Annotated in this window: 18 protein-coding genes; 7 read left to right on the top strand and 11 right to left on the bottom strand. The window is 53.6% G+C overall.

What is annotated here, in order from left to right:
* Window positions 1-91 precede the first annotated feature (91 nt).
* A complete protein-coding gene (locus FH974_RS03210) occupies window positions 92-904 on the top strand; it encodes a MetQ/NlpA family lipoprotein (RefSeq protein ID WP_207103486.1) in 813 nt (270 codons plus the stop codon).
* 71 nt (window positions 905-975) lie between these two features.
* Here the strand turns inward: FH974_RS03210 and ykgO are convergent, their stop codons facing one another.
* Together ykgO and FH974_RS03200 are read right to left on the bottom strand one after the other, a co-directional pair.
* Window positions 976-1,116, bottom strand: a complete 141-nt coding sequence (gene ykgO / locus FH974_RS03205) for a type B 50S ribosomal protein L36 (RefSeq protein WP_047883156.1) — start codon at window positions 1,114-1,116, stop codon at window positions 976-978.
* The gene (locus FH974_RS03200) at window positions 1,113-1,382 is read right to left on the bottom strand and encodes a type B 50S ribosomal protein L31 (RefSeq protein ID WP_047883157.1); all 270 of its coding nucleotides are present in this window, start codon (window positions 1,380-1,382) and stop codon (window positions 1,113-1,115) included. Before FH974_RS03200 ends, ykgO begins: the two co-directional genes overlap by 4 nt.
* Before the next feature lie 247 nt (window positions 1,383-1,629).
* On the opposite strand from FH974_RS03200, the gene tsaA reads away from it, so the two are divergent.
* From tsaA to FH974_RS03170, 6 genes are all read left to right on the top strand, one after another.
* Entirely contained in the window at window positions 1,630-2,334 is a 705-nt protein-coding gene (tsaA, locus tag FH974_RS03195; RefSeq protein WP_207103485.1) for a tRNA (N6-threonylcarbamoyladenosine(37)-N6)-methyltransferase TrmO, read from the top strand.
* 127 nt (window positions 2,335-2,461) lie between these two features.
* Window positions 2,462-4,177, top strand: coding sequence for a proline--tRNA ligase (locus FH974_RS03190; RefSeq protein ID WP_207103484.1), 1,716 nt, complete (start codon window positions 2,462-2,464; stop codon window positions 4,175-4,177).
* 163 nt (window positions 4,178-4,340) lie between these two features.
* Window positions 4,341-5,465, top strand: coding sequence for a patatin-like phospholipase family protein (locus FH974_RS03185; RefSeq protein WP_047883160.1), 1,125 nt, complete (start codon window positions 4,341-4,343; stop codon window positions 5,463-5,465).
* A gap of 93 nt (window positions 5,466-5,558) precedes the next feature.
* The gene (locus FH974_RS03180; RefSeq protein ID WP_047883161.1) at window positions 5,559-6,416 is read left to right on the top strand and encodes a GGDEF domain-containing protein; all 858 of its coding nucleotides are present in this window, start codon (window positions 5,559-5,561) and stop codon (window positions 6,414-6,416) included.
* A gap of 129 nt (window positions 6,417-6,545) precedes the next feature.
* Window positions 6,546-6,752, top strand: coding sequence for a YaeP family protein (locus tag FH974_RS03175; protein ID WP_047883162.1), 207 nt, complete (start codon window positions 6,546-6,548; stop codon window positions 6,750-6,752).
* Window positions 6,752-6,940 (top strand): DUF4250 domain-containing protein, encoded by a 189-nt coding sequence (locus tag FH974_RS03170; protein ID WP_047883163.1) that lies wholly within the window; start codon window positions 6,752-6,754, stop codon window positions 6,938-6,940. The genes FH974_RS03175 and FH974_RS03170 overlap by 1 nt, the downstream gene beginning before the upstream one ends.
* A 241-nt stretch (window positions 6,941-7,181) precedes the next feature.
* Here the strand turns inward: FH974_RS03170 and FH974_RS03165 are convergent, their stop codons facing one another.
* From FH974_RS03165 to fabZ, 9 genes are all read right to left on the bottom strand, one after another.
* A complete protein-coding gene (locus FH974_RS03165; protein ID WP_047883164.1) occupies window positions 7,182-8,531 on the bottom strand; it encodes a sodium-dependent transporter in 1,350 nt (449 codons plus the stop codon).
* A 207-nt stretch (window positions 8,532-8,738) separates the two neighbouring features.
* Complete coding sequence (locus tag FH974_RS03160; protein ID WP_047883165.1) at window positions 8,739-9,050, bottom strand: c-type cytochrome; 312 nt, start codon at window positions 9,048-9,050, stop codon at window positions 8,739-8,741.
* Between the two features lie 107 nt (window positions 9,051-9,157).
* Complete coding sequence (tilS, locus tag FH974_RS03155) at window positions 9,158-10,468, bottom strand: tRNA lysidine(34) synthetase TilS (protein WP_084712413.1); 1,311 nt, start codon at window positions 10,466-10,468, stop codon at window positions 9,158-9,160.
* 213 nt (window positions 10,469-10,681) lie between these two features.
* Window positions 10,682-11,641, bottom strand: coding sequence for an acetyl-CoA carboxylase carboxyl transferase subunit alpha (gene accA, locus FH974_RS03150; RefSeq protein WP_047883166.1), 960 nt, complete (start codon window positions 11,639-11,641; stop codon window positions 10,682-10,684).
* A gap of 54 nt (window positions 11,642-11,695) precedes the next feature.
* A complete protein-coding gene (gene dnaE, locus FH974_RS03145) occupies window positions 11,696-15,175 on the bottom strand; it encodes a DNA polymerase III subunit alpha (RefSeq protein ID WP_207103483.1) in 3,480 nt (1,159 codons plus the stop codon).
* A 263-nt stretch (window positions 15,176-15,438) separates the two neighbouring features.
* Window positions 15,439-16,044 (bottom strand): ribonuclease HII, encoded by a 606-nt coding sequence (gene rnhB, locus FH974_RS03140; protein WP_047883168.1) that lies wholly within the window; start codon window positions 16,042-16,044, stop codon window positions 15,439-15,441.
* Window positions 16,045-16,073: 29 nt separating this feature from the next.
* Window positions 16,074-17,216 (bottom strand): lipid-A-disaccharide synthase, encoded by a 1,143-nt coding sequence (lpxB, locus tag FH974_RS03135; protein ID WP_047883169.1) that lies wholly within the window; start codon window positions 17,214-17,216, stop codon window positions 16,074-16,076.
* Window positions 17,216-18,004, bottom strand: a complete 789-nt coding sequence (gene lpxA / locus FH974_RS03130) for an acyl-ACP--UDP-N-acetylglucosamine O-acyltransferase (RefSeq protein WP_047883170.1) — start codon at window positions 18,002-18,004, stop codon at window positions 17,216-17,218. Before lpxA ends, lpxB begins: the two co-directional genes overlap by 1 nt.
* Window positions 18,004-18,456: a 3-hydroxyacyl-ACP dehydratase FabZ gene (gene fabZ / locus FH974_RS03125; protein WP_047883171.1), complete on the bottom strand. Its 453-nt coding sequence runs from the start codon at window positions 18,454-18,456 to the stop codon at window positions 18,004-18,006. Before fabZ ends, lpxA begins: the two co-directional genes overlap by 1 nt.
* Window positions 18,457-18,532 lie beyond the last annotated feature (76 nt).

The raw sequence follows: 18,532 nt of genomic DNA, 5'->3' as shown, positions 1-18,532 counted from the left end.
CAGCCACACGATCAACACCAAGCACACAATCAACACCAAACATAATTAACAACTAGTATTACGGAAAACCCCAATTCTAAGGAGAAGTAACATGGCGTTTAATTTGAAGAACTTGTTTGCCGTTGCCGGCCTTGCCTCTGCGCTGGTGCTGACCGGTTGTGGCGAAAAAGAAGCCACCGCTACAAACAAAGTGAAAATTGGGGTGATGGCCGGTGCCGAAGCCCAGGTGGCAGAAGTGGCTGCAAAAGAAGCCAAAGACAAATACGGTCTGGATGTTGAGCTGATCACTTTCACTGATTACGTTTCACCAAACGCCGCACTGGAAGAAGGGTCAATTGACGCCAACGCCTTCCAGCATAAGCCATACCTGGATCAGCAAATTGCCGACCGCGGCTACAAGTTCGCCGTTGCCGGTAACACCTTTGTCTACCCGATTGCGGCTTACTCAAGCAAAATCAAGTCCATTGCGGAGCTGAACGACGGTGATCAGGTGGCTGTGCCAAACGATCCAACAAACCTGGGCCGCTCTCTGCTGCTGCTGCAACAACAAGGGCTATTGAAGCTGAAAGACGGTGTTGGCCTGACGGCCACGGTACTGGATGTTGTTGAAAACCCTAAGAACCTGAAAATTGTTGAACTGGAAGCCGCGCAACTGCCGCGCTCGCTGGATGACGTTCAACTGGCGATTATCAATAACACTTATGCCAGCAGCATCAATCTGACGCCGGAAAAAGACGGCATCTTTGTGGAAGACAAAGAATCACCATACGTCAACCTGATTGTGGCGCGTCAGGACAACGTCAATGCAGAGAACGTGCAAACTTTCGTGAAAGCCTACCAGTCTGATGCGGTTTACAACGCAGCGATGGAAATCTTCAACGGCGGGATCGTTAAAGGCTGGTAATATCGCCAGTCAAAACCTCCCATCGAATCAAGCCCCTGTCTGACAGGGGCTTTTTTATTTGTCACTGGCCACTAGCGCTTTTTACGGCGTCCCTGCACAGCCTTGAAGCGTGGGTTGGATTTACAAATCACATAAATACGCCCGCGCCGCTTCACAACCTGACAATCACGATGGCGCTGTTTCGCACTTTTGAGTGAGCTGAGCACTTTCATTCCTGATTCTCCTGTTTCGCCCCGAAACGACCAAAACGGCGGTTAAAGTGCGCCATGCGCCCTTCACTGCTGACCACACGTTGCTTACCGGTATAAAACGGATGCGAAGCGGAAGACACATCCAGTGTGAAGTACGGATAGGTGTTGCCGTCTTCCCATTCAATAGTGCGATCAGTTTTCAGGGTTGAGCCAATCACAAAGTACTGATCAACACTGGTGTCGTGAAATACCACTTTTCGGTATTCCGGATGGATGCCGGGTTTCATGTTGTTCTCCTGTTAGTCAACGAATTCCACAACGCTTATTTGACGAGGCTGTATTAGCAAACCGGTATTGGCGCTACAGCGATTAGCGCTACTGGTAGTAACGCAGCTTGCTGGTGACCAAACGAGTTAGCTTGTCCCTACCAATAATTGTTATGTTATAACGTAATATTTGACATCAATTCTCAACAAAAGATCAAGTACTATTTTGTGCTATCGTCTGCTTCATGTTGTGCAACCCAAGCAATCTATGAATTATCAGATTTCCCCAGTCGGAGTGATCCGCTCTCCATACAAAGAAAAATTTGCCGTCCCGCGTCAGCCAGGTCTGGTACCCAGTGCCCGCTCCGAGCTGATCCTGCAAGGAGAAGCCAACGCCATTGAGGCTGTCAGAGGGATTGAGCAATTCAGCCACTTGTGGCTGCTTTTCCTGTTTGATCAGAATCTGGAAGCCGGTTGGCGGCCGACCGTCAGGCCTCCGCGTCTGGGCGGAAATGAGCGTATCGGCGTGTTTGCCAGCCGGGCCACCTTCCGTCCGAATGGCATTGGCATGTCCGCGGTGGAGCTGCTGGGCGTTCGCCAGAAAGGCAGTGATGTGATCCTTGATCTCGGCGGCGTCGATCTGGTCGACGGCACGCCAATCATTGATATCAAGCCCTACATCCCCTACTCCGATAGCCTGACTCAGGCTCGCGGGGGATTTGCCCATGATCAACCAGACACTCTGGCCGTCGAGTTCAGTGAACAGGCGGAACGCCAGCTAACGGGAAAACAACTGGCGCGACAGCGTGCGGTCATTGAAGAAGTGCTGGCGCAGGATCCGCGTCCGGCTTATAAAAAAGGCAAACAGGACGAAAAAGAGTACGCGGTTCACCTTTTCGACTATAACGTTAAATTTATCGTCCTAAACGATCGGGTGACGGTCACAGCCCTGGATAAACCCATCCGAAAATAACGGGCAATACGGCTGTTCTCTTTGGCGAACCGGCAAATGGCTGGTAGTATATGCGGTTACCGCCAATACTGGCGTTCGGGGCATTCCCGAATCACTTTATTTTCATCTCAACCAACGGATACCATCAATGCGTACCAGTAAATATCTTCTTTCAACACTGAAGGAGACTCCAAACGACGCAGAAATCGTCAGTCATCAGCTGATGCTACGTGCAGGTATGATCCGTAAGCTGGCTTCAGGTCTATACACCTGGCTACCTACAGGTCTGCGTGTTCTGCGTAAGGTCGAAAATATTGTTCGTGACGAAATGAACAAAGCAGGTGCAGTCGAAACGCTAATGCCCGTGGTTCAGCCCTCAGAGTTGTGGGTAGAAACAGGTCGCTGGGACAAATTCGGCCCCGAGCTGCTGCGTATTGCTGACCGTCACGACCGACCGTTTGTGCTGGGTCCGACGCACGAAGAAGTGATCACCGACATGGTTCGCAACGAAGTTCGCTCATACAAGCAGCTGCCGCTGAACCTGTATCAGATCCAGACCAAATTCCGTGATGAAGTCCGTCCGCGTTTTGGTGTGATGCGTTCTCGTGAGTTCATCATGAAAGATGCCTACTCTTTCCACCTGGACAAAGAAAGCCTGGTTGAAACTTACGAAACCATGCATCAGGCATACTGCAATATCTTCAACCGCATGGGTCTGGACTTCCGTCCGGTACTGGCTGACACCGGTTCTATCGGTGGCTCCGGCTCACACGAGTTCCACGTGCTGGCTGAGAGCGGTGAAGACCTGATTGCATTCTCGACCGAGTCTGATTACGCGGCCAACATCGAGAAAGCTGAAGCCCTGGCACCGGCCACCGAGCGTGCGGCACCAACGATGGAAATGACGCTGGTTGACACGCCAGACGCGAAAACCATCGCTGAGTTGGTTGAGCAATTCGATATTGCTATCGAGAAAACCGTTAAAACTCTGTTTGTGAAAGCATCGGATGACGTTGAAGCTGAGCTGATTGCCCTGATCATCCGCGGCGACCACGAGCTGAACGAAATCAAGGCAGAAAACCTGTCTTGCGTAGCGTCTCCGCTGGAATTCGCGACTGAAGAAGAGATCCGTGCCCTGGTTAACGCAGGTCCTGGCTCACTGGGTCCGGTAAACCTGCCAGTCCCATTCATCGTTGACCGCTCTGTGGCGGTAATGAGCGACTTCGGTGCTGGTGCGAACATTGACGGTAAGCACTACTTCGGCATCAACTGGGGCCGTGATGTTGAGTTGGGTCAGGTTGAAGATCTGCGCAACGTTGTTGAAGGTGATCCAAGCCCATGCGGTAAAGGTACCCTGATGCTGAAACGCGGTATCGAAGTAGGTCACATCTTCCAGCTGGGTAACAACTACTCAGCAGCGATGAACGCGTCAGTGCTTGGTCCGGACGGCAAAAACGTCATCATGGAAATGGGCTGTTACGGTATCGGTTGTACCCGTGTGGTTGCCGCTGCGATTGAGCAGAACAATGACGAAAACGGTATCATCTGGCCTGACGCCATTGCACCGTTCCACGTGTCTATCGTTCCGATGAACATGGCGAAGTCTGAAGAAGTACGCGATGCCGCTGAGAAGCTGTACGCGGAACTGACCGCAGCCGGTATCGAAGTCCTGTTCGACGATCGTAACGAACGTCCGGGTGTTATGTTTGCTGACCACGAGCTAATCGGTATTCCGCACACCATCGTGATCGGTAACCGCAGCCTGGAAAACGGCGAGATGGAATACAAAGACCGTCGTGCCGGCACCAAAGAAGGTGTGGCTGTGACTGACATCGTTGAGTTCATCAAACAGAAACTGGCTTAATCCGGTTCTGATTGTCCCTGTTTATCTTCAGGGTCTGTTGCTAAGCCTCCCGAACGGGAGGCTTTTTTGTTTCTGCTTCCGTGGCCCCATTCCGGACAGGTAGGGTTACCCATTAGAACAAAAAGGGATATAGTTATAGCAAAGCAGTAACAAAGGGATTGCCATGGCAAAGGATAAGCCAAAAATCAGTTTATTGCTGACTGGCGGTGGAGCCAGGGCGGCGTATCAGGTCGGGGTTCTGAAAGCCATTTCGGAGTGGTATCCCCGTGTTCACCACAGCCCGTTTGCCATTTACTGCGGCACTTCAGCCGGCGCCATTAATGCCATTTCTATTGCCAGTTATGCTTCCTGCTTTCGGCTGGGAGTCAAAAAGCTGGAGTGGATCTGGTCGCGTCTGCACAGCCGCCGCATTTTTGCCGCCAGCTCGCTTGGCATGAGTAGCTATCTGCTGGGGCAAGGTATGGCCCGACTGCAATCTTCCTATCACGAACGCCCGCCGTTTGGCTTGCTCAACAACCGTCCGCTGCGCCACCTGCTCAATCAGGTCAATAACTATCAGCGGCTGGAAACCCAGATCGCAGCCGGTAATCTGCACGGTATTTCCATCACAGCCTCAAGCTACAAGAGCGGTCATTCCGTCAGTTTTTTTCAGGGTCAGAAGGAAATTCGCGAGTGGGACAGAGCCAAATCGAAAGGCCGTCGAGCGATGCTGACCACCGATCACCTGATGGCCTCTTCTGCGATCCCGCTGGTGTTTCCCGCTACCCGGATCGGCCGCGCTTACTACGGTGACGGCTCCATCCACCAGCTGGCACCGCTGCGCCCGTCACTGAAAATGGGAGCAGATAAAATCCTGATCATTGACCTGATCAACCAGAAACTGCAGCAAGCGGATCAAACCAGTGCCCCGGGTCTGGCCGCTCTGGGCGGCCACCTGATGGACACCATTTTCAGTGATACCCTGACGGCAGATCTGGAAAACCTGTCACGGACGAACTCCCTGCTGGCCAGCTTGCCTCAAGACGCCCGCCGCGAACAGGGAATGCGCGTGATAGAACACGTCCATCTCTATCCCAGCGAGTCGTTTGAACCGTTAGCCCGCCGCTATTACAGTCACTTACCTCCCATGGCTCGGGCCCTGATGCGGCTGACCGGACTCAGTCCGCGGGATGACGCTGCGATCACCAGCTATATTCTGTTCGAACCCGCCTACGTGCGCGCCCTGATCAAAATGGGGTACGATGACGCCCAGGAAAAAGAAGCGATCTTGCGCAATTTTTTAAACTAACTCAGTGAATTAATAAGAGATTTTTCGCTTAATCTATTGAAATAGGCTCATTATTGCCTATAGTAAGCCTCTTAACTCCTCTATAGCGCTGATATGGATCCGATCCTACGGAAGAAACTGATCGCAGAACAACACAGCAAACCAAGGGCTAAACCACTTGGTGCTGATCAACGTCTGCTGATCTTGCAGAAGCTGCAGGGAAAACTGGATTTAGCGCTGCTGTTTGAAATCTTCACCCGGGAAGTCGAGAAACAGATCGATATCAGCCGTCTGGTATGGGAGTGTGACAACACCACCTTGCCGATCCGACGAGGCCCCGCCACCGAGCACCGAAAAACCTTTTTACTGCGTTTTAGTCAGCACGAACTGGGCAAGTTGCAGTACATTACGCCCTACCCGCTGGACAACGATGAAATCAGCCTGCTGCATACTTATCACCGCCTGTTTGCCGGGCCACTGATGAATGCCATTGAGTACCGCCGCGTAAAAAACATGGCCCTGCAGGATTACCTGTCAGGTCTAGGCAACCGCAGCTGCTTCGAGCAGGATGTCAGTCAGGCCATTGCGATGAGCGAACGCCGTAATGTCGGCCTGGTGCTGGTGTTGTTTGACCTCGATAACTTCAAGCAGGTTAATGATCGGTTTGGCCACCCTGATGGCGACAAAGTGATTCGACAGTTCAGCCAGTTACTCAAAAAATCCGTCCGTGCCTCTGACCGCTGCTACCGAATCGGCGGCGACGAGTTTGCGGTGCTGCTGCAACCGGCCACCGACGAGTCCGCGCTTCAGGTCTATTACCGCGTCGAGCAAATGATCAGCGACGACCCGATTTTGCGCCCGTTGAATATTGGCTGCTCATGCGGCTACACCTCCTACCGTCATGGCGATAGCAGCACCACTCTGGTCGATCGTGCCGATCGCCAGCTTTACGCCCATAAACGCGGCAAATAACCCCACTGACTTTCCCAAACCGAGTTTGGTATAGTGAGAGAATCCAATCAAAGTGGGCTTTCCTCTTCCTTCAGGCAGCGCTGGCAGACGAAAACCCTATTTTCGATGCATTTGATTAAGGTACAAACCATGAAAGTCTATGATTGTTGCGAGTTGGTTCGAATGACCTATGCCCAGATTGGCGGCGGCGAGCTGGGCTATATCCCGAATGCCATCCACTGTGCAGTACTGGCATTGAATGACATTGCGGCCAATGACACACTGCCGCAGGACATGCGGGAAAAAGCGGCCTTTGCGGCGGCAAATCTTCTGATGAGTGATCACGAGGACGCGTAATGAACCTGAGTAACTTTGAAAAGATGGATCCGGTGATGCTGATGAGCATCGTGAACATGAAAATCCGCGACGAATTCGGTGATCTTGATGCCTTGGTCCGCTACTACGACATTGATAAAGACCTGCTGGTCGCCAAGCTGGCGGCGGCCGGGTTTGATTATCTGCCAGAAGCAAAACAGTTTCGCTAAGCCCCAACTAGCCACACCACCGACCATCACTGCAGTAATTTAACGGTTGCATTGAGCTACCGCATACGGCTCGGCAGGCAATTCCCCAACAAAAAACGGAAGCCAAGGCTTCCGTTTTTGATAGTCAATTTTTAATGCATTAACTCTCGTACTAACCCGCCGTCTCAAGCTAGCTCACTCCCCTGAGTGGCCAACTGTTCAGGGCGGCTAACTATTCAGGGCGGCTAACTGCCCAGAGCGTCTAACTGAAAGAGGCGTACAGGACGGTAGCAACCAAAATCGGACACACCACTTTCAGGTACAGCGGCCAGATTTTCCAGAACAGGCTACGCTCCAGATCTGGACAGCCTTCGCTGAGTTCCTTCAGCTTGCTGTGGCGAGACCATACCCAGCCACCAAATAAGGTAAACAACAGTGCCGCAACCGGTTGGAAGTACTGGGTTGCTACGGTAGCAACCAAGCCGAACAGTGCGCCGAAGTTAAAGATGATTACCGCACTGAACAGAGCAATCACACCGCCCAACACCCAACTGGTCGGTTTACGGGCTGTGTCAAAACGTTCACTCACCAGTGCCACCGGGCATTCCAGCATCGAAATGGACGAGGTCAGCGCCGCAATCGTCATCAGTACAAAGAACACGACCGCCAGCAGTTGGCCGACAAATCCCAGGCTGTCAAACAGCATCGGCAGCACAGTGAACACTAGTGTATCTGAACTGAGCAGTGACCCATCTTCAGCGTAAATCGCCACGCCTTTCTGCATCGCGACAAACATCGCCGGCAGCACAACCAGACCCGCAATGAACGCCACCGCGGTATCCACCAGCGTCACACTCATGGCCATTTTCGGCAGGTTTTCCTGTTTACTCAGGTATGAGCCGTAAATCAGCATGGAACAGCCACCGATCGTCAGTGAAAAGAAACCTTGCCCCATCGCGGCCAGCAACAGTTTCGGCTCCAGTACTTTGCTGAAATCCGGTACCAGGTAATGCTTCAGTCCTTCCATCGCGCCGTCCTGTGTCATGATGTAAAGGAACATCAAGCCAAACAGCACAAACAAGGCCGGCATCAGTCGGGTTGACCATTTTTCAATTCCCTGCTTTACCCCGCTCTGGACGATCATAATCGTCAGCAGATAAAAGATGGCCGCACCAAAAAGATTACGGGAAACAGAGAATCCTTTCAGCCACTCAGTCGCCGCCTGCAGACCGATAATATCGGTAATGGCTGCCAGCAGAAACGTGATCAGCCATCCGGCAACGATACTGTAAAACGCCAGCACCAGACATGGCACCATTAACCCGATGCTGCCCACCACCGCGCCGGCTTTCTTGGCCAGCGGATTGGCAGACAGGCTGCGCATACTGTCAATCGGGTTGGCCTGACCGTGACGCCCGATAGCCATTTCCACAATCAGCATCGGGAAAGCCACCACCAGGATCATCAGCAGGTACACCAACAAAAATGCCCCGCCCCCATTGCTCGCGGCTTGGGTTGGGAACCCCCAAATGTTTCCAAGCCCAACAGCGGCACCAGCTGCCGCCAGAATAAACCCCATCCGTGAGCCAAAATGTTCTCTATTTCCTGCCATAAACTCGCACCTAATGTATCAGCGTGCTAGTACAATAATATTAACTGCGTTATTTCGCAACTGCAGAAAATCTGATTGGACAAAAGATAACCAACCAGCAGGAAATCGCGTGCCACCTTGCAGCTATAAAAAAACGCACTGAAGATCGCGACGATCCGCAGTGCGCTCCAGATTGGGTCGGCAAGCTATGTGCCTACCAGGCCAGCGTTACTTCATTTGCGAGAAATAAGCCGCTACGTTAACCATATCGGTGTCACTCAGCATCGCAGCCTGAGGCTGCATGACTGCCGCCATGCCACCGTTGCGTTCCTTGTTTTTATACGCCTTCAGGGCGCTGACCAGGTACTGCTCATTCTGGCCTTTCAGGTTCGGGTATCCCGGAATCATGGCTACGCCATCGGCACCGTGGCAGGCCGCACACACGGCAGCCTTAGCTTTCCCGGCCTCGGCATCACCAGCCGCCAGGGACGGGGCAGACATCACAGTTGCTAACAGGGTCAATGCAAGAACTTTCTTCATCAGGTCCTCTTCTTATTTTTCTGATATCCATACTGTTTTCTGAAAACCACTGCCAGAAAACGCATTTTCATTGTGCCTTTTTTCAGCTTGCATTGCATATAGAATGGTCAATTGTGCCACTTCAGGTCACACTCCCGTCCTTCAAAACCGCTCACCACGAACAGCCCGGCCACTGCCGCCAGTTCTTCACCGTAAAACACCAAGGGTGTCCGGCGCCGGTTCCAGCTTGGCACACCGTATTCCTGAAACAGCTTTTTGAGCTTGCGCTTGCCGACTCGCCCAAGCGGTTGCACATGCAGTCCAGCAGGCTCAAACCGGATCGAAACCGGCTCATCGGCACGCGGCAGGCGCAAACAGCCATTGGCCGCCGGGCTCAGCGTCAGCGAGCCCAAATCCTGTGGCAGCTGGCAAGGCGTTCCCAATGAACATGGTATCCGGCTATCCGTCAGTTCAGGCCAAGACGCAACCCGGTACAGACGCTGCTGGAAACGACGCACCTCATAGCCCTCCGTTTTCAGGCACGGATTGGCATCTTCCCTGGCCTGCACCACGCTCTCCCAGATTTGATCAAGCTGGGCTTTGCTCGGCATTCTGACTTTTTGGCCAGCCAGCCACTGGCGAATCAGGGCTTTGCCCTGCAGTGCACTGCCTAAACCGGCCACACAGAGGCTGTGATCGGGAGCCAGCGCCGCATTCAGCTTATCTGCCAGCAGTTCTTGCAGTAGCGCTTCCTGTTCGCCACACAGTGCCGCACTGCGGGCCACAGCCTTGCGGATGCCCGGCCAGCGCTCAGCCAGCTTCGGGGCGATCTGATGACGCAAGAAATTCCGGTCAAAGCGTTCATCCTGGTTGCTTTCGTCCTCAACCCACTCCAGACCATGGCGGTACGCATACGCAGCCAGTTCATCGCGCGGGCAATCGAGCAAGGGACGTAAATGGATACCATCGGCAAATGCCATCGCCTCAGGCATCGCCGCCAGTCCCGCCGGGCCACTCCCCCGTTTCAGCGCCAGTAATACCGTTTCCAGCTGATCATCGGCATGCTGCGCCGTCAGCAGCAGATCTCCCGGACGAAGGTGGTGAGCCAGCGCCTGATAGCGTGCTTCTCTGGCCTGTTGTTCAAGGCTGAGCCGGTTGCCCAGCTGCAACGTTACCCGCTCAATCCGGCAGGCGATCCCGGCGTCATCCGCCCAGTTTAAGCATTGCTGCGCCCAGTCATCGGCATGGCGGCTTAATCCGTGGTGGACATGAACAGCCAGGCAGACAACGTCGGGATGCTCCGTCTGAAAGCGACCGAGCAGATGCAGCAGAACCCGGGAGTCCAACCCGCCACTGAATGCCAGAACGATGCGCGAGGCAGCGCCATCATTAGCCTGCAACCTGGCCTTGAGCCGGGTTCTGAGCCTGGAATACAACATATCTGATTTTCCGCCTGATAATTTGCCAGCCTGATACCTGCGGGGAAGTATACCAAGCCCGGTCAGTTAGCCGCAGCACAAAACAAAACGGGCCAGCCTGTTCAGGCTGACCCGTTTACGTCGATTCTGTTTCTGAGGAAGCATTCAATTATAAAGTTACATCAACCGAAATGAATGCACTCCCTGAGTGGCTCAGATTTCCACTCATGACACTCAGCAGTAGCCGTAGCTCATCAGACGCTGGTAGCGACGCTCCAGCAGCGTTTCGGTATCCATCTGATCCAGCTCTTCCAGCGTCGCCAGAATTTGCTGCTTCAGGCTTTCGGCCGTTGCCACCACGTTGCGGTGCGCACCGCCCAGAGGCTCTTCGATCACGTTGTCGATCAGCTCCAGCTCTTTCAGACGAGGGGCTGTCATACCCATCGCTTCCGCCGCTTGTGGGGCCTTGTCGGAGTCACGCCACAGGATAGACGCACAGCCTTCCGGTGAAATTACAGAGTAAGTCGAGTATTGCAGCATGTTCACGCAATCGCCCACACCGATCGCCAGTGCGCCACCGGAACCGCCTTCACCAACCACGTTACAAATCACCGGCACGGTCAGGCCAGCCATCTCTTTCAGGTTTTTGGCAATCGCTTCAGACTGGCCGCGCTCTTCCGCACCTACACCCGGGTAAGCACCTGCGGTGTCAATGAAGGTGATGATTGGCATGTTGAAACGCTCAGCCATTTTCATCAGACGCAGGGCTTTACGGTAACCTTCCGGCTTTGGCATGCCGAAGTTACGCAGTACCTTTTCTTTGGTCTCGCGGCCTTTCTGGTGACCAATCACCATCACAGGACGGCCGTCCAGGCGAGCCAACCCGCCAACCAGCGCTTTGTCATCAGCAAACGCACGGTCACCCGCCAGCTCATCGAACTCGGTGAACATGTGCTCGACATAATCAAACGTGTACGGACGCTGTGGATGACGCGCCAGCTGGGCAACCTGCCATGCACCCAGATCACCAAAAATCTTTTTGGTCAGCTCCAGGCTTTTTGATTCCAGTTGCTCAATTTCTTTATCTAAATCAACCGATGCTGATTCATCACGGCGCGACACGTCACGCAGTGCTTCAATTTTCGCTTCCAGCTCAGCAATCGGCTGTTCAAATTCAAGGAAGTTCAGGCTCATACCACTTCAATCCTTTTGCTCATAATTATTCAAATGCCAATAATTATGGCTTCATTAATTAAACTCAAGCTCGACTTGCTTCTCACCCAGCAATATTTTTAGATCGGTAATGAGTTGATCTGCCGGGGTAACGCGCCACTCTGTCCCCAGGGTCAGCTTGGCACGCGCGTTCGAGCGCTGATAATACACGTTAACAGGGACAGTCCCTGCCCGATGGGGTTCCAGCACTTTGCTGAAACGCTCAAAAAACTGTTCATCAATTTGCCTCTCAGTGACTGAGATAGCAAGTCCACGCAGGTGCTTTTCTCGGGCATCTGAGATATCCAGCACTTCACGGGCAGACATTTTAAGGCCACCATTAAAATCATCAAAGCTGACCTGTCCGGATACCACCAGAATCTTATCTTTTTCAATCAGATCTAGGTGCCGTTCAAGCGCTTCAGAGAATAACATGACTTCCATCCGTCCGGTACGGTCATCAAGCGTTAAAATCCCGATGCGCGTTCCACGCTTGGTCGTCATCACCCGGGCAGCAATCACCAGCCCGGCAACGGTGGCAACTTTATCACGCCCGGTCGGCTGAGCATCTTTCAGACGCCAGGTCGTGTAATGCTTCAGCTCTTTCTGATAGGCATTGATCGGGTGGCCGGTCAGGTACAGACCCAACGTCTCCCGCTCGCCTTCCAGCCAGACTTTATCCGGCCATTCCGGGATATTGGCGTAAGCGTGTTCGACTTCTTCCGGCGCTTCGGTCAGTACGCCGAACATGTCAACCTGGCCAAAGGCTTCCGCCTGATGGTGCTGGCTGGCTGCTCGCAGGGCGTCATCCAACGAGGCCATCATCGCGGCACGGTTCGGTCCCAGACGATCCATCGCGCCACATTTGATCAGCCGCTCCAGTACTCGCTTGTTCACCTTCTTGGTGTCAATACGGGCACAGAAATCGAACAGATCCTTGAAGTGACCGCCTTTTTCCCGCGCCGAAATGATATTTTCAATCGGGCCTTCACCAACCCCTTTCACCGCACCGATACCGTATACAATGGCCCCGTTGTCATCGACGTTGAAACGGTACAGCCCCTTGTTCACATCCGGCGGCAGCAGTTGGAGTTTCATCCGGTGGCACTCGTCCACCAGACCAACGATTTTATCGGTGTTATCCATATCCGCGGTCATTACCGCAGCCATGAACTCGGCCGGATAATGGGCTTTCAGCCACAGCGTCTGGTATGACACCAGGGCGTACGCTGCGGAGTGGGATTTGTTAAAGCCGTAGCCGGCAAATTTTTCCACCAGGTCGAAAATACGCATCGCCAGCTCACCGTCGATGCCGTTGTTAATCGCCCCCTCTTCGAAGATCGCCCGTTGCTTGGCCATCTCTTCCGGCTTTTTCTTACCCATAGCACGACGCAGCAAGTCCGCGCCACCCAGGGTATAGCCCGCCAGAACCTGAGCAATCTGCATCACCTGTTCCTGGTACAGGATGATGCCGTAGGTCGGATCGAGAATTTCTTTGAGCGACTCGTGCTGCCACTTTTCATCCGGGTAGGAAATCGCTTCCCGGCCGTGCTTACGGTCGATAAAGTTATCTACCATGCCCGATTGCAACGGACCCGGACGGAACAGGGCCACCAGTGCGATCATGTCTTCAAAGCAGTCCGGCTGCAGGCGCTTGATCAGATCTTTCATCCCACGGGATTCAAGCTGGAATACCGCGGTGGATTCCGAACGCTGCAGCATGGCAAACGACTTGGCATCGTCCATCGGAATCGCGGCTATGTTTATGGGTTCTTGCCCCAGCAGCTCCAGACGCGGGTTGATCATCCCCAACGCCCAGTCAATGATGGTCAGGGTACGCAGGCCGAGGAAGTCGAACTTCACCAGACCGGCAGTTTCGACGTCATTCTTGTCGAACTGGGTCACCGGGTGATGACCTTCTGCGTCACAGTACAGCGGCGCAAAATCCGTGATCGCCGTAGGCGAAATCACAACCCCCCCGGCGTGTTTACCGGCGTTCCGGGTCACCCCTTCCAGCACCCGGCACATGTCGATGAGGTCTTTGACCTCTTCGTCAGACTCATAAATCTGCGGCAACTGCGGCTCAGCTTCAAACGCCTTCGCCAACGTCATCCCCGGCTCTGCCGGTACCAGTTTGGAGATCCGATCCACAAAGCCGTATGGGTGCCCCAGTACCCGGCCCACGTCACGGATAACCGCCTTCGCAGCCATGGTACCAAACGTAATGATCTGGGATACCGCATCACGGCCGTACATTTCGGCCACGTGATCGATGACCAGATCCCGCTTGTCCATACAGAAATCGATATCGAAGTCGGGCATCGATACCCGCTCCGGGTTCAGGAAGCGTTCGAACAGCAGGTCAAATTCCAGCGGATCCAGATCGGTGATGTCCAGCGCATAAGCCACCAGCGAACCGGCACCCGAACCCCGGCCCGGCCCCACCGGCACCCCGTTGTCCTTCGACCACTGGATGAACTCCATTACGATCAGGAAGTAGCCCGGGAATCCCATCTGGTTGATAACGTCCAGTTCAATTTCCAGACGCTCATCATACTCTGGACGACGTTTGGCCCGCTCTTCCTCATCCGGGAACAGGAACTCTAGACGGCGCTCCAGGCCCTCTCTGGATTTTTTCACCAGGAAGTCTTCGGTGCTGAGATCGCCGGTCGGGAAATTCGGCAGGAAATATTCGCCCAGACGCACAGTGACGTTACAGCGCTTGGCAATCTCTACGGAGTTTTCCAGCGCCTCAGGAATGTCGGCAAACAGCTCGCACATTTCCTCTTCACTGCGCAGATACTGCTGCTCACTGTAGAGTCTCGGCCGGTTAGGATCTGCCAGCGTGTAGCCATCGTGAATCGCCACCCGGATTTCGTGGGCATCGAATTTATCCGGGGTCAGGAAACGCACGTCATTGGTGGCCACCACCGGCAAGCCGACATTTTCCGCCAGCTCAATGGCAAAGTGCAGGTAAGCTTCTTCATCCGGCCGGCCGGTCCGCACCAGCTCAAGGTAATACGCATCCGGGAAGTGCTCCTGATAAAAGCTGACGCATTTGTTGAGCAGTTGCTGGTTGCCTTTGAGCAGCGCCTTACCCACATCACCGGTTTTCCCGCCGGACAGCAGAATCAACCCCTGTTTGTGGTTCACCAGCCAGTCTTTGTCAATTACCGGCATGTGCTGCACATGGCCTCGCTGATAGGCTTCCGAGATCAACAGAGTCAGGTTTTTGTAACCGTCGTTGTCGGCCGCCAAAATAGTCAGATCAAACAGCTCGTCGCCCATTTCTTCGGACTGCACTTTAAAATCAGCCCCGATAATCGGCTTCATCCCAGCGCCGTGGGCAGCAAAGTAAAACTTCACCAGACCACACAGGTTGGTGAAATCCGTCAGTGCCATCGCCGGCATGCCCATCTGGGCCACAGCTTTAACCAGCGGTGGCACCTTGGACAGGCCGTCGACCATAGAGAAATCACTGTGGACGCGAAGATGAATAAAACGAGGTTCTGCCATGACTAACCAGCAATTGAGGATTGTAAAACAAAGTGATGATTATAGCCCAAAGCACTCACCGCATCACTGTTGACAACGCCGTTAGTGCTTGGCCACCTGCGTAAAACACCACCACTTAAACGGGGCGGTAACGTAAACACTGCGGAAACTTAAGCTCAGCTGGAACTTAAACGCAGCTGCAAGGGAACCGCAGTAAGCGCCTAAACACGGGTGAAACCTTACCGCCTTCAGTAACCCTGAAGGCAGCTAAGGCCAATGAGGTGCTAGTCCAGCCCCAATGCACGTTTGACCGGTTTGAAGCTCTTGCGGTGCTGCTCAATCGCCCCGTGCTCGGCGAGCGCTTCAAAGTGTGCCTTGGTTGGATAGCCCTTGTGTTTGGCAAAGCCATACTGCGGATACTCGGCATCCAGCACTTCCATTTCCCGGTCACGGGTCACTTTGGCCAGAATAGAAGCGGCACTGATTTCAGCCACACGCAGGTCACCTTTGACCACGGCCTGAGCCGGCATCGGCAGTTGCGGCACCTTGTTGCCATCCACCAGCACAAAGTCAGGCTGCACAGCCAGACCAGCTACGGCACGCTGCATCGCCACCATGGTCGCCTGCAGGATATTCAGCTGATCTATTTCTTCCGGCTCGCAGCGACCCAGTGACCAAGCCAGCGCTTTTTCTTTGATCTCATCGAACAGCAGATTGCGCTTTTTCTCCGACAGTTTTTTGGAATCCGTTAATCCCGCAATGGGATTGGCGGGATCCAGAATCACGGCGGCGGTCACCACGGCGCCGACCAACGGGCCACGACCAACTTCATCCACCCCGGCGATACGTGTCGCGGCCGGGTACTCAAAAGGTTCAAATTCTGTTGCCATTTTACTTTTCGATCTTTTCAGCCGGTCGCCTATTGGCTCTCCAGCAATTTCAGTACCGCTGCCGCCGCTTTGTCGTCGGCATTACAACGAATCAGCTGGTGCAGTCGGGTAAATTCTTCCATCAGAGCCTGATTATCAGCCTCCAGAAAACGGTTAACTTCCGCCGCCAGTTTCTCCGGGGTGCAGTCATCCTGCAACAACTCCGGTACCAACTCCCGATCCGCCAGAATATTAGGCAGCGACACATATTTGGTTTTCAGCATGCGTTTGGCCAGCCAGGCGGTCAGCGGTTTCACTTTGTAACCGACTACCATCGGCCGCTTCACCAGCATGCATTCGAGCGCTACGGTGCCGGATGCCAGCAGCACGGCATCAGAGGCGATCATCACGTTACGGGCAGTATCGTCGACCAGGACAAAATCCAGCTCAGGAGCCGTTTCCTGCCACGCTTTTTCGAACTGCTCACGGCGCTTCTGGTTCACCAGCGCGACCACAAACCCCAGCTCAGGATGCGTTTGTTTCAGCAACCGACAGGTTTCAATGAACGGCGCTGCCAACAGCTCCATTTCACCGCCGCGGCTGCCCGGCAACACTGCCAGCCAGCGTTTGTTGCTGTCCAGCTCCAGCAGATGCTGAGCCGTGACCTTATCGGTTTCGAGCGGAATGGCATCGGCCATGGTATGGCCGATAAACTCGCACGGGACATTGAATTTATCGTAGAACGCTTTTTCAAACGGCAGGAAAGCCAGCACCAGATTCGTGGCGGCTTCAATCTTGAAGATCCGCTTTTGGCGCCACGCCCAGACCGACGGGCTGACATAGTGTACGGTCTTAATGCCGGCCAGCTTCAAATCGCGCTCAAGGCGCAGGTTGAAGTCTGGAGCATCAATGCCGACAAACACGTCAGGAGGATTATCGGTGAAGAACTTAACCAGCTCGGCCTTGATTTTGAACAGGCGCGGCAGTCGGCCCAGGACTTCAACAATCCCCATGACGGCCAGTTCTTCCATATCAAACAGGGTGTCACAGCCTTCGGCCTGCATACGGGGACCGGCAATGCCGACAAACTCCGCATCAGGGTATTGCTCCCTGACCGCTTTCATAAAACCGGCACCTAAAATATCGCCGGAGATTTCTCCGGCGACAATTCCTATTCGAAGTGGCTTCGTCATCAGCGAATGATACCGCGTGTTGTGTTATTCAACATGTCCAGGAACAAGCCGACTGACGGCCAGTCTTTTGCCATTTCTTCCAGAACCGGCTTCACTTCTGCCAGCGTTTTACCTGAGCGGTAAATCTCTTTGTAGGCACGACGCAGAGCATGCAGCTCCGGCTTTTCGAACCCATTACGCTGCAGACCGACCAGGTTCAGGCCAAACGGTGTGGCATGGTTACCCTGCGCCAGCACATAAGGTGGCACGTCCTGCACAACGGCCGAACAACCACCCACGTAGCTGTAAGCACCCACAGTACAGAACGGGTGAATCGCAGACAGTGCCATCACACCGGCGTGGTCGCCAACCGTGACATGGCCGCCCAAAATGGAGTTATTTCCGATGTGGGTATGGTTACCGACCACAACGTCATGGGCAATATGGGCATTCACACACAGCAGGTTGTCGTTGCCGACAATCGTAACGCCTTTGTCCTGAACCGTACCACGGTGGATCTGCACGCTTTCGCGGATCACATTACGGTCACCGATTTCCAGGCGCGTTGGCTCACCGTTGTACTTCTTGTCCTGGCACTCTTCACCAATGATGGCGTATGGGAAGATACGGTTATCGTTACCGATCTTGGTAGGCCCTTTGATGACCACATGCGACATGATTTCATTACCGTCGCCAATCTCCACATCTTTTGCGATGTAAGTGAACGGACCGACAGTAACATTGGCGCCGATTTTAACGCCTTCTTCAATGACCGCAGACGGGTGGATTTGTGCTGTTTCGTGGATCATTAAAACTCTCGTCTTGCACACTTCAGTTCAGCTGAACATACGACTTCGCCGTCAACTTTCGCTACACCGTTAAACATAGCAATACCGCGACGCTCTTTCAGGAATTCCACTTCAATGATCATTTGATCACCAGGGCCAACCGGCTTACGGAACTTGGCATTATCGATGCTCGCAAAGTAATACAGTTCGTTTTCTGCAGGAGCGCCAAAGGTCTTAAATGCCAGCAGGCCGGTTGCCTGAGCCATAGCTTCCAGAATCATCACACCCGGGAATACCGGCAGTTTCGGAAAGTGGCCGGTAAACTGTGGCTCATTCACCGACACATTTTTAATGGCGGTCAGTGTTTTGCCTTCTTCGTAATCAGTTACACGATCAATCATCAGAAACGGGTAACGGTGTGGAAGTAGCTCTTGAATCTCGGTGATATTCAGCGTTTTATTTTCGCTAGTCAAAACTGAATTCCTGTCTGATAAAAATTTAAAATGGCGTTCAGTTGAAACGCAAACTGGCCTGCATATCGCATGCAGG

Source organism: Photobacterium ganghwense, assembly GCF_017329545.1.
Lineage (GTDB): Bacteria > Pseudomonadota > Gammaproteobacteria > Enterobacterales > Vibrionaceae > Photobacterium > Photobacterium ganghwense.
The sequence above is the reverse complement of the archived record's forward strand: the minus strand, read 5'-3'. Positions and strand labels throughout refer to the sequence as shown.